Source organism: Acinetobacter sp. 24-47-39 (assembly GCF_056783825.1).
In genome coordinates this window covers 1-8,660 of record NZ_JBWYIP010000024.1, presented here as the reverse complement: position 1 = coordinate 8,660, position 8,660 = coordinate 1, and the positions used below count along the sequence as shown (strand labels likewise).

Genomic DNA, 8,660 nt, shown 5'->3' with positions numbered 1-8,660 from the left:
ATTTTAATGAGGACTAAGGTTTGAGTTTGCATCGTTGCGACCGCCATCTTGTGTGGGCGGATCGTCGGGATTTCAACGAGCAAGGTTTCAACTGATGTAATCATTTCCACTCTACGCATTCTTGCATTGTGTATTTCATGTGGTATACCTTAAAAGAATGCAAAAATAGAGTCGAAGATCATTTTTGCATTTTAATATATTTTAAAGGTATGGAAGTCATGGAGCTTAGACATCTACGATATTTTGTCGCAGTGGTAGAAGAACAAAGTTTTACAAAAGCAGCAGAAAAGTTATTTATTGCGCAGCCACCATTAAGTAGACAAATTCAAAATTTGGAATCAGAGCTTGGCATTGCTTTATTTGAGCGAGGTAGCCGTCCATTAAAAACAACACAAGCCGGTTATTTCTTTTATCAGCACGCAGTGAAATTACTTGCCAATGCTGAAGAAGTTAAGTCTATGACAAAGCGTATAGGTCTAGTTGAACGTACAGTAACAATGGGGTTTGTCGGGTCACTGCTTTATGGGCTGCTTTCTAAAATTGTATATTTATATAGGCAGCAGCAACCCCACTTAAAGATTGAACTTGTTGAAATGACCACGTTAGAACAAGTTAAAGCACTCAAAGAGGGGAAGATTGATGTTGGATTTGGGCGGCTTAGAATTTCAGATCCAGCATTGAAGCGAATTTTGCTTCGTGAAGAGCGCTTAATGATGGCAGTGCATGCGAGTCATCCTTTAAGTTTGAAAAAAGAAGGTGTTTATCTATCTGATATTTCTGATGAAAATATTTTTTTATACCCTAGCCATACAACCCCTAGCTTTGCAACTCAAGTCCAAGCCTTGTTTGCAGAATATAATTTAGAACCTAAAAATATACGTTTGGTGCGAGAAATTCAGCTATCTCTTGGTTTGGTTGCAGCTGGTGAAGGTATTTGTATTGTTCCAGAAAGTGCGAAATCAATTCAGCTATCCCATTTGCTTTACATCCCAATTTTAGATGAAACTGCAGTAAGTCCAGTATTTATGACGATACGTAATCTAGATGAGAGCGAGGACATCATGTCTCTAATAGATTGTATTTACCAAGTGTATGATTTAGAAGCAATTAAGTATGATAGAAATTTAATTTAGATAGGGTCTAATACAATAATTAGACTTAGGTCTAAAGCTATTGGATAAAAAATAGCAATCAAAAATCTTAAATACTCAAAATAACTACGACTTTAGCTTATGCCCCGAAAAGGGGCTTAATTTTTTTTGATAAATTTCAAACAAATAATTTTAACTTTGAAGAAAAAGTAGGTTGCAATAAAAAATTCAAATTAGAAATTCTCAAAGAATTTTTTTTTAAAGTAATTATTCGTCTAATTTTCATTCAATCATACTAGAAATAAGCCCTCGAGATTATTTAGACCTTGAAGGTATATATATAGATATATTCGGTTTTGGACATTTTTTCAGCTTTACGTCAATGTTGCGTCATATTTTTGGAGAGTTTATTTGCAGGAGGCGCAACCTTGGAAGCAAACAAATTAAATATCAATCGTGTGATTGATGATGCTAAGTTCACACCATTTCATTGGGGTGTATTGTTTTGGTGCTTATTGATTATTATCTTTGATGGTTATGATCTTGTCATTTACGGAGTTGCATTACCTTTATTAATGCAGGAATGGGCATTAACTTCAGTACAAGCTGGATTGTTAGCAAGTACAGCTTTATTTGGGATGATGTTCGGTGCTATGTCATTTGGTACATTATCAGATAAGCTTGGTCGTAAAAAAACCATCATGATTTGTGTGGCAATCTTCAGTGGATTTACATTTTTGGGGGCATTTGCATCAAATCCGACTGAATTTGGTATTTTACGCTTTCTTGCTGGTCTGGGTATTGGCGGTGTGATGCCTAACGTTGTTGCTTTAATGACTGAATATGCACCTAAGCGAATTAGAAGTACTTTAGTTGCCCTTATGTTCAGTGGATATGCAATTGGTGGTATGACGTCAGCATTATTAGGTGCTTGGTTAGTTCCACAATATGGCTGGAAAATTATGTTCTATATCGCTGCATTGCCTTTAATCGCATTGCCGTTGATTTGGAAATTCCTACCAGAATCTTTGATGTACCTGACCAACAAAAACCAAACCGAGCAAGTGCGAATTAATGTAAAGAAAATTGCACCTGAAAAAAATATTACTGCTGACACTCAATTTGTATTAGATGAAGTCACAGCAGGTGATGAAGCTCCTTTAAAAGCATTATTCCAGCAAGGTCGTACCTTTAGTACATTCATGTTTTGGATCGCATTCTTTATGTGTTTACTTATGGTTTATGCTTTAGGAAGCTGGTTGCCAAAACTTATGATTCAAGCGGGTTACTCGCTTGGTGCAAGTATGATCTTCCTATTTGCATTAAATATCGGTGGTATGGTGGGTGCAATTGGTGGTGGATATCTTGCAGATCGTTTCCACATCAAAAAAGTACTTACAATTATGTTCGTGTGCGGTGCACTTGCACTTATCCTTCTCGGCTTTAATAGTCCACAAATCGTGTTGTATACGCTAATTGCAATCGCGGGCGCTGCAACGATTGGCTCACAAATTCTACTTTATACATTCGTCGCACAATATTATCCGTCGACAGTTCGTTCAACAGGTATGGGTTGGGCATCTGGTATTGGTCGAATTGGTGCAATCGTAGGTCCAGTACTCACTGGTGCTTTGTTAACCATGGAACTTCCGCACCAAATGAATTTCTTGGTAATCGCAATTCCTGGTGTGATTGCAGCGTTAGCAATTTTTATGGTGAATCTGAAAAATTCAGTAGATGGAAAAATTGCTCAGGAAGAATCTGTACACTCTTCTAAAGTCGTAGAACAAGCTCAGTAAAAATTCTTTATAAATAAGACAGCTGCCAGAAGGTGGCTGTTATTTAGACTTCTAAACCATTTTATAGGATAAGAGAGATTAGGATGATCTTTTCAAACAAACCATTTACTTTAAGTTTAATCTCATTAGCTGTTTTAACCTCTACTGCAACGTTTGCAAAAAATCCACAACAGTCTGAAATAGAGCAACTACGTCAAGAAATTGAAGTACTTAAATCAATGATGGAACAACAACAGAAGAATGCTGTTGTACAGACAAAATCGATTGAGACATTAAAAACTGAATCTGTTAAACCCCAACCAAAACTAAATGTTGGTAAAAATACAACTTTTAATTTTTATGGAAATGTTCGTCTAGATGCTTCATATCAAGCTGAAGGTAGTGGGTTAGATCGCCTATATAATAATATTAATAAGGTTCCTTTAGCCGGTAATAATGAGGCGAGTGATCAGCTTAAGTCGACTCTATCAGCAACACGTTTAGGTTTGGATATTCATAGTCAAATTAATGATAAAAAAGTTTCAGGTAAAGTTGAAGTCGACTTTTTGGGTGGAGCTGGATTAGATAATCTTCGTATACGTCATGCTTATATGAATTACGATAAATGGTTAATTGGTCAAACTTGGTCTAACTTTGCTGTTCCAGACTATATGCCTGAAACGATTGATGCCTTAGGGTATGTGGGTGGTGCTGTAAAACGTACACCTCAAGTTCGTTATAGTATGAGTTTAGCACCTGCAACAGGCTTGGTCCTTGCAGCAGAAGATCCAAAAGATGGATTATCTAAAATGCGTACACCTGCAGTCACAGCGCGATTGAATCATCAATTAAATGATGATGCTAAACTCAGTTTACGTACTATGGTCAATGAAAAGAAAACAGAAGTTGATGAAGTCGTTGCATGGGGCGTAGGACTTGGTATGCAATATAAGTTAGCTCCTTCAACTACACTGAAAGCTGACTACTATCATGTAAAAGGAGATAGCAGTTTCGTTTCATGGACGAATCCTGGTATCAGCCGTAGCTCATCTGGTGAAATTTTAGATGAGAATGAATTTGACTCGATTACAATAGGTCTAACGCAGCAATTTAATCCTCAATGGCGTGGAACTGTTGGTTTTGGTTATATGAATCAAGATGTAACAAATGCTTATCGAGGTGGTGCAGTAAATCTGACAGAGATCAATAAGGAGCTTTGGCAAGGTTGGGTCAATTCATTCTATAGTCCGATCAAACCGATTAGCCTTGGATTGGAATATGTGTATGGTGAGCGTAAAGCTGTAGTATCTGCACCAAATGGTTCTAACACAGGTGAGGATAATCGTGTAAGTGCTGTAGCAATTTATAATTTCTAAATTATTCAAACTTGAATGATGATAAAAAGAGCGATTTTTCGCTCTTTTTTTATGGGATGGTTTTAGAGAATGTCAGAATAGATCCTAGAAAAAATAAAAATATAAAAGTACTATGAGATCTTGTTTTACTTTACATTCTCATCTACTAGGAGAAGGCGCGTTTCGTGTACGAATTAGATTGCAAATTACTCAGTATTTTTTTTCATGTTTACAAATTTAAAAGTGTCTCGGTTGCTGCTGAACAATTGCAGATGAGTCAACCTGCTGTAAGTAATATTCTTAATAAAATTCGACAACATTATAACGATCCGCTTTTTTTAAGAATTGGGAATGAAATGATCCCGACGGAATTATCAAAGCAATTATTCCCATTGGTCAGTGAAGCATTAAGTAAAGTTGAAGCGATTAATAATTTTACGATCGATTTTGATGAATCTATATCAGATCAACAATTCACCTTGGCGATGACTGATGTTTCGCATTTAGTATTACTGCCTAAGATTTCCCAATATCTAAAAGCAAAAGCATCTCATGTCAGATTAAATGTGCGTCCAATAACTTCTGAAACAAGTTATCAAATGGCAAATGGTGAAATTGATCTTGCATTAGGATTTCTGCCTCATTTGGAAAATGGCTTTTATCAACAAAAACTATTCGAGCAATATTATGTTGTAATTGCAGCAAAAGATCACCCTCGTTTAACGGGAGATTCAATCAGCAAAGAGCAGTATTTGGCAGAATCACACATTGATATTGATGCGGGAATGGGGCATTACCATATTGAAAATGAGCTGTTAAACCTTGAACTTAAAAGAAATATTTTAATGCGATTACCAAGTTATCTTGGTGTTGGTCTTGTTGTTCAAGAAACTGATGCGATTGCTACAGTGCCTTACTATCTAAGTGAAGTTTTATTATCACGAGGCAATTTAAAAATCTTTGATGCACCTATTGCTTTCCCGACATATGGTGTTAAACAATACTGGCATATGTCCTGTCATCATAAGACCAGCCATCAATGGCTTAGACATATGTTTCATGAAATCCTTGTAAAATAACACTCATAAATACTCTATGAGCAAGCGATTGGGGTTATATAGGTAGGCTATTCCTTAAATAAAAAATAGCCTAAGCTCTAAGCATCGTTATTAATTTTTAACTAAACCGCCATCCACTATTAAATTTTGACCAGTGACAGCTTTGGAGTACGGTGACAAAAACATTAAAATGGCTGAAGCAAACTCATCAGGAGTGACTACTTTACGCAAGGGGGTAGCGGAAGCAATATAATCAAAAACTTCCTGTGGCGTGCTTTTACTTGCATCAGTTTGTTGAAGTAATCCACCAGACAACATATTGACATTAATTCCAAACTCACCTAATTCATGAGCACATGTTCTCGTCAATGCGAGAAGGGCAGATTTTGCAGTAGTATAGTCATGATATGGCACAACAGGATTTTGCACCAAGTTTGTTCCTATATTCACAATTCGACCGAATTGATTAGCTTTCATGTCGGCTAAAGCAGCTTGAGTGGTATTGAGGGCAGCTTTAACAGCACCCTCAAACTGAGTGTGCATATCATTCCACTGTATTTGTGAAATATTTGGTCTTGCATCCCCGTTAAATTTAAAACTAACGAGTGCATTATTCACAACTGAATGAATAGCTTCACCAAAGTGCAGTTTGGCAGCGTTAAACATTTTTGAAACTTGCTCTGCATCAGTAATATCTGCTTGATAACTAAATACTTGATCAGGATGTGAAAGTTTTAATGTCTTAGCAGACTCATGACTACTATGATAATTGACAACGACACGAGCGCCTTCGCTCAATAATGCCTTGGTAATAGCCAAGCCAAGGCCTCGTGCCCCACCTGTAATGAGTACAATCTGTTCGTTTATTTTCATTTACACACAATCATTAAGACTTGGTGAAGATTGTATTTAAATAATAAGTAACTTCAACCTTTGATAAAGCAAAATATTTATTTTTGAAATGAAATTTCTAATAGTTTGTGATGAATAAATCTGAGCTTGTCTAAGACTTTATCTGATAGCGTAAATGGGTATGCATCATCTAAACCCATACTGCGATTAAGTGCATTTAAGTTAAAAGTGATAATTAACCAGTTTTGTAAAACAGTTTCAAAGTTTTTAGCACCAATCGGATTTTCTTCGATCGTCATACTTGGGAGATCAGCACGTTTAGATTGAACACTCAGACCCGCATAATATGCTGTTTCTAAAGTATCCATCATATGTAAATAATGTGCCCAGGTTTCTGCCCAATCTTCCCATGGGTGAGCACTGGCATAGGAGCTAATAAAATTTTTCTGCCAGTCTATAGGTGGACCTTCGTGATAATGTCGCTTTAAAGCTTCGGCATAATCTTGTCGTTCATCTCCAAATATTTTTCTAAACTCATCAATGAGATCTGGTCGAAGATGTTGAATGAGATCGAAATAGTAATGCCCGCTTTCGTGGCGAAAATGACCGAGTAGGGTTCGATAGTTTTCACCCATTTTTATTCGGGTTGTTTCGCGGTATACGACGTCTGCTTCGCTTGCATTTAATGTAATTGTACCTTGAGCATGACCAGTTAAAACAGGAAGATCTGGTTCGGGCATCAAAAAATTAAATCTAAGTCCAAATTGATCTTGATCATTTTTTTTTGGTCTCGGCATGATATTTAGTTGTTGCATCATATAAAGGAAACGACGCTTCGCATGCTCTAATCTGCTCCAATAGATGGTGTGATCAGGATTATTTAAATTTGGAATAATAGAGGTTAGTTTGCAAGAGTCACAGTAAATATCAGAACTTTCTGCAGGAATCATCCAATTGCATACATGATGATGCAAATAATTAAAACAGGGTTTATAGAGTTTATTTTTGAATTTGGGATTAATAGATTTCCACAACTGACTAGTATGTTTATGGAAACTGCCCATTTCTTTTTCTTCTACAACATATCCTAAATTAATTCCACAATGAGTACATGTAGAATTCATAAAAAAGATTTGCCGATTGCACTGCGCGCAAGAAAAATATTTCATAAAAATTATTCATTTTTTTGAGATTATACCATTGCTTTTTTCAAAAAAAAATTTGTGTTTCTCAAATTAAATAATGAAAATTAAAAGCAAGAAAAATGATGAACAATAAGTAATCAACGTATTGAATTTGTAAATAGCAGTATAATTAAGATCATTTAGTTACTGTATAAAATAAAATCAATTTTATTAAAAAATAGTGTGATGTAAATCACAATATATTGAAATATATGATTTTTAATCTAAAAAAATCTTGATTAGAAAACTAAATGATCGTTTAATGCTATCAAGTAAAATTTCTTTAAATCTATGGGTATTTTGTATATGCAAACTCAGATTATCTCAAAAAAAACCTTGAATAATACGATCACTTCAGAAAGCAATATAATTAAAATTGTTGAAGACTCAGTTGTAATGATCGACGTGGCTCCTGAAGATGTTCAAGAGCTGATTGTGAATGATAATCAGGTCATTATTAAACTTAATAATGGGGAAACAATAACCCTAGAAAACTTCAATTATGAAACATCTGATTTAGTTTTCCGTAACCAAAATAGTGAGATGTTTGTTCTTGATTTCAAAAATGTAGAATACAACCCTTTAGAAAGCATAGAAGCGTTACTAGAAGGTGGTGCTGGAACTGGCGCTACAATCTTAAATAATTGGTTAGCTGGTGGTGCACTTGCACTAGGTGCAGTTGGAGTTGGCGTTGCTGTATTTGATGCTGCTAATGGATCAAGTGACACAAAACAACCTTCTAAAGATCTCAGCAAATTAGTTGATGCAATTAATGATGCTAAAAATTCATTAAATCAATTGGATGGAGATGAAAAACAGCGAGTTGAAAATGCTATTAATGATGCAGAAGCTGTTTTAAAAGACCCAGAATCAAGTCAAGAATTACTTGACCAGACGGCTGATGATTTAATTGCTATTGTTGAAGATGCTTTAAAAGATCAAGAAGCTAAAGATGCTGCTAAATTAGAAGAAGCAATTAATAATCTTGAAGCTGATTTGGAAAATGCAAAGGATAAGTTGGAAAATGAAGATCCAAACGATCCATATACTGATGAAACTAAATCAGAACTAGAAAAAGAAATTGAAGAAGCTCAAAAGCTTGTAGATGATTTTAATAATAATATTGGTAATAAGCCAAGTATTGACGATGTAAATAATGCTCGTGATGAACTGAATAATGCTGTTGATAATCTAAAAACTGAATCACAGCAAGAATTTGAAAACATGCCTGCAACTGAAGAGGATTTAGCCGCGCTTGAGACGAAGGCGAAAGACCTTCAGACTAAACTTAATGAAAATGCAAAGTTAGAAGAGTCAGCAAGATATACTGATGAAACACGTG

General features: G+C 35.5%; 7 protein-coding genes. 5 read left to right on the top strand and 2 right to left on the bottom strand.

Going from position 1 to position 8,660, the window contains the following annotated elements; all coding sequences use genetic code 11:
• The first annotated feature begins 218 nt into the window (after positions 1-218).
• The 4 genes from AC1M9C_RS14805 to AC1M9C_RS14790 all read left to right on the top strand — a co-directional run bounded on the left by AC1M9C_RS14805 (position 219) and on the right by AC1M9C_RS14790 (position 5,303).
• Complete coding sequence (locus tag AC1M9C_RS14805; protein ID WP_035270297.1) at positions 219-1,133, top strand: LysR family transcriptional regulator; 915 nt, start codon at positions 219-221, stop codon at positions 1,131-1,133.
• A 386-nt stretch (positions 1,134-1,519) separates the two neighbouring features.
• Positions 1,520-2,890: an aromatic acid/H+ symport family MFS transporter gene (locus AC1M9C_RS14800; protein WP_481592529.1), complete on the top strand. Its 1,371-nt coding sequence runs from the start codon at positions 1,520-1,522 to the stop codon at positions 2,888-2,890.
• Between the two features lie 83 nt (positions 2,891-2,973).
• Positions 2,974-4,245 (top strand): DcaP family trimeric outer membrane transporter, encoded by a 1,272-nt coding sequence (locus AC1M9C_RS14795; protein WP_481953966.1) that lies wholly within the window; start codon positions 2,974-2,976, stop codon positions 4,243-4,245.
• A gap of 164 nt (positions 4,246-4,409) precedes the next feature.
• The gene (locus AC1M9C_RS14790) at positions 4,410-5,303 is read left to right on the top strand and encodes a LysR family transcriptional regulator (protein ID WP_481953965.1); all 894 of its coding nucleotides are present in this window, start codon (positions 4,410-4,412) and stop codon (positions 5,301-5,303) included.
• Positions 5,304-5,393: 90 nt separating this feature from the next.
• On the opposite strand, the gene AC1M9C_RS14785 is transcribed toward AC1M9C_RS14790, so the two are convergent.
• A complete protein-coding gene (locus AC1M9C_RS14785) occupies positions 5,394-6,155 on the bottom strand; it encodes a 3-oxoacyl-ACP reductase (protein WP_481588079.1) in 762 nt (253 codons plus the stop codon).
• 77 nt (positions 6,156-6,232) lie between these two features.
• The gene (locus tag AC1M9C_RS14780) at positions 6,233-7,303 is read right to left on the bottom strand and encodes a zinc-binding metallopeptidase family protein (protein ID WP_481953964.1); all 1,071 of its coding nucleotides are present in this window, start codon (positions 7,301-7,303) and stop codon (positions 6,233-6,235) included.
• Positions 7,304-7,624: 321 nt separating this feature from the next.
• Between AC1M9C_RS14780 and AC1M9C_RS14775 the strand changes: the two genes are divergently transcribed.
• Positions 7,625-8,660 (top strand): BapA/Bap/LapF family prefix-like domain-containing protein (locus AC1M9C_RS14775; protein WP_481952560.1); only part of this gene is annotated, 1,036 nt, incomplete at its 3' end.

Coding starts and splice junctions, on each gene's coding strand:
- AC1M9C_RS14805 (WP_035270297.1), top strand. CDS start 219: ATGGAGCTTAGACATCTACGATATTTTGTCGCAGTGGTAGAAGAACAA.
- AC1M9C_RS14795 (WP_481953966.1), top strand. CDS start 2,974: ATGATCTTTTCAAACAAACCATTTACTTTAAGTTTAATCTCATTAGCT.
- AC1M9C_RS14785 (WP_481588079.1), bottom strand. CDS start 6,155: ATGAAAATAAACGAACAGATTGTACTCATTACAGGTGGGGCACGAGGC.
- AC1M9C_RS14780 (WP_481953964.1), bottom strand. CDS start 7,303: ATGAAATATTTTTCTTGCGCGCAGTGCAATCGGCAAATCTTTTTTATG.